Here is a 3,415-nt window from a genome sequence, read left to right on the forward strand (position 1 = left end):
CTTTATGCCAACTAACTTGCTTCATACTACAGCCCTTTCCTTGAGATCGGAGCATTTTGAGGAGTTGAGTTGGCGGATGGCCTCCGCCCGATGAGCAAGCTGGTTCCATCGGCTGCACTGTTTGGCTGGGACGTGCGGTCCGGGCAGTTCATAGAGGCCGATATAGCCGTTGTAGGCATGTCTTTTCACGATGCCGTATTTCGCCCATCTGACCAGGGTGCATTCGGTGATTCCAAGTTTTGCGCAGGCTTCTGCTTTTGTCAGCATTCCCCGCTCGCGAAGCCGGTCGTAGCGCGAGCGCAGACCATATTGCTTGACGAGATAGATGACGCGCAAGTCGCTGAACTGGGCGTCAGCCTTGCCGCGCCGCGCTGAGCCGCCGGGACGGATTCCCCTTGCATTCAGGATGTCGGCGATTTCAGCGCAGATATGATCGTCGAGAAGCTTGTCGACCAATTCGACCACCTCGGGCCGGGTCTTTACCTGCTGTGCGGAGGTTTTCGGGTTCTGAGTGATCAATGTTTCGGTCTTTCCGCCTCTGAAGCGGATGTGTATCCGTGTCTCTCCCTCGGCCTGGAACTTGAGCAATGTGATGTCTTCAACGAGATAGGCAAGGAGCCGCTTGCGTTCTCGGTTCGGCAAGGCGGGGTCGCGCCAGACCGTTTTGAAGTCGGCCGTCATGGCAATCAATCGATCGCGGATTGCATCGTCAAGTGTCGCTCGGTTTGCGCGCAGAGCACTCTCTCTTTCTTCTCGTAGATCAGACAGCATGCGCAGTTTGTCGTTCCATTCGCGTTCAAGGGTGTCGGCGACCAGGCGGTTGTTCGGATCGACCAGCATAAACCGCCGCTGTGCAAGATCGGCATCGATTTGGGCGCGTTCGACGGCACGGAGCCGGAGTTTGTCCGCTTCGTCATAGCGCGCTTCGATCTCTTTTCGGATCTCCAGAGCTAACTCCACGGCGGCGGGCGTCATTTCCGCGGCGATCAGTTCACCGATCGCCGCGTCGACGGGCCAGCCTGCGATCGACTGGCAGTGAGGCTCACCCCGAGAGACGTAGGCGCGGCTGCAGACGTACCAAGTGTCCACCTGACCGCGCCGGGTGACGTAGCGGGCCCTCATGTGACAGCCACAACGCCCGCATATGACGCGCCCCTGCAACAAAGCCGCGCCTTCGCGCGGTGGCGAGACGCGTGCGGTCTGGTAGCCTTGGCCATTGGCCTCGAGCGCCTTGAGATTGTGCTGGAACTGCTCCCAGCTGATATAGCCGGGATGGGCGTCCGGGATGCATGCGAGCCATTCATTGGGCTCACGTTTGCGGAACTGTTTCTTTCCGTCGACGGTTCTGCGGTAAAGACGCTGACCATAGGCATAGACGCCCGCGTAGCGAGGATTGTGCAGCGTGCGTAAGGCCGCCGATGTGGTCAGCGGTTGGAAGACCACCCGCTTGCTGTTGCGGAACCGGGATGGGAAGAGCAGACCTTCCCTGGCAAACGCCTTGACGGTCTGCGTCGCCGACCCGACCCGCGAGAACGTCTCGAAGAAGTGGGTGATCATCTCCCGGATCTGAGCGTCTGGATCAAGGACCACATCGCCAACCTCGTTGTAGATGAAGCCGGTCGGAAGGGGACAGCGATATTCGCCGCGGCGTGCTTTGTTGAGAATGCCACCGCGCAACCGGGCTTTGATAACGTGCAACTCGGCCTCGCTCATCGTGCCCTTGAGGCCCAGCAGAAGCCGGTCATTGAAGTTGGCTGGATCGTAGACGCCATCTTCGTCGAGAATGAGCGTGTCGGCCAAAGCGCAGATCTCCAGCAGCCGATGCCAGTCCGCGTTGTTTCTGGCGAGGCGAGATACTTCCAGGCCCATGACGATCCCCGCGCGCCCCATGCCGACATCAGACACCAAGCGCTGGAAGCCTTCGCGCCACGACGCTGAAGCGCCGGATTCGCCCTGGTCGCTGTCGATGACCGTGATCTGGTCGTCGTGCCATCCAAGCCCGATCGCGCGACCACGAAGATCGTATTGACGCTTGGTGCTTTCGACATTCTCCATGACCTGGCGCATCGATGACTGTCGGATGTAGAGGTAGGCGCTCCGCTCGAGATGATGCGATTGGACCTTGAGCTTTTCGTTCATGCTGTTCTCCGTTCAGGGGCCGCCATCACGATGGCGGCGAGCAAGTGGATGATTGTGCGTCGCTCGGACGTTTCGTCTGCGATCGGCAGCCTGGCGACAGGCGGCGAAGCCGCGGGTGGAGACCAGCCCGGCGCACGCAAGACCGCGCTAACCCAGGCCCACATGCCGCGATGCAGAAGGATGCTAAGACCACTGCGTGCCTCCACAGGGAGCGCGGCGCCAAGCGCGGCGGCGCGCAGTATTTCGTATCGCTCCGTGGCGCGGGACTGCATCGCGCAATGCAATTGCGCACCACCACTGATGGTTACGCCGTTTTTTTTACGCCGAGCGCACGCTCGATTGTTCTGGGGTGGACATCGAGGCCGAACTCTGTCCGGAGCCGATTCGTCAGTTCGCGTGCCCGAATGGGCTCTCCTGGAACCACCTGGGCCCTGAGGAAGGCCAGCACTTCGCTCTGGATCTTGTGCGGGCCGTGCGGGCCGCGCTTCCTCGGTACTAGGCCGGCCAGACCCGCGTCCTCGAAGTCCACTTTGGCCTGGTAGAAGGTCGGCCGGGAGACGCCATATTCGTCGGACACCTCCGTTATCGACATTTTGTCGACGGATACGCGCCGCAGCATCTCGTACTTCACCTGCACGATGTCGCGTGGATCGAAGAAGCCGTCCTCCCGGAATTTCTGATCGTGAATTTTTTCCGGGGCTGGATTGAGCGTGCCTTCCGCGGCCAAGGCGCTGGCCTTCGATTGCCTGTGTTTGGCGCTGTCCGACACCTGTGCCGCTCCCGATGTCGACTCAATTGACGTAATTATAAATATGCCGTGCAAGGTTAAACCGTCAAGCGTGTCTCTGCCGGTCAATCGCATATGATTCCCACAAATCTGGCACATTCAGCGAAGGCTCCACGGGTTTTGCGGCGTTATTTTCCTTACAACATCGGCAAAATTTCCTTTACATGCTTGCGGCGTTGGCATCTCCCTTGCGATATGAGGCGCTCTACGAGACCGCTGAGTTCCAGCAGGTCGGTGAGGCTGCACAGTGCGCGCCCGTTTCCCACGACAACCTCAAGGCTGGGCACTGCTGCATCGGTCCATTGCGGCGGAACAGTGCAAGTCCGGCCATCGTCAAAGCGCAGCAGCAACAGTTTGCCCGCTCGGTTACCGCGCTTCCCAACGCAGATACCGCGCTGGCCGGAATACGGATGAAAGGGGTGAGTCACCGTCACAAACTGCAACGGGGACGACGAACCGCCTGCATTTCCAAGTGAGTTACAAGCGGCT

Annotated in this window: 3 protein-coding genes; all 3 read right to left on the minus strand. The window is 59.8% G+C overall.

Annotation, left to right across the window (positions count from 1 at the left end):
- Nucleotides 1-21: 21 nt before the first annotated feature.
- A complete protein-coding gene (locus NKI54_RS36060; protein WP_352694597.1) occupies nucleotides 22-2,139 on the minus strand; it encodes a recombinase family protein in 2,118 nt (705 codons plus the stop codon).
- Nucleotides 2,140-2,443: 304 nt separating this feature from the next.
- Nucleotides 2,444-2,908 (minus strand): helix-turn-helix domain-containing protein, encoded by a 465-nt coding sequence (locus NKI54_RS36065; protein ID WP_352694599.1) that lies wholly within the window; start codon nucleotides 2,906-2,908, stop codon nucleotides 2,444-2,446.
- Between the two features lie 155 nt (nucleotides 2,909-3,063).
- Nucleotides 3,064-3,415: DUF5372 family protein (locus NKI54_RS36070; RefSeq protein WP_352694600.1), on the minus strand; the 352-nt coding region annotated here is incomplete at its 5' end.

Origin of the sequence: Mesorhizobium sp. M0663 (genome assembly GCF_040320585.1) — a bacterium.
Taxonomy (GTDB): Bacteria; Pseudomonadota; Alphaproteobacteria; order Rhizobiales; family Rhizobiaceae; genus Mesorhizobium.

Coding starts and splice junctions, on each gene's coding strand:
- NKI54_RS36060 (WP_352694597.1), bottom strand. CDS start 2,139: ATGAACGAAAAGCTCAAGGTCCAATCGCATCATCTCGAGCGGAGCGCC.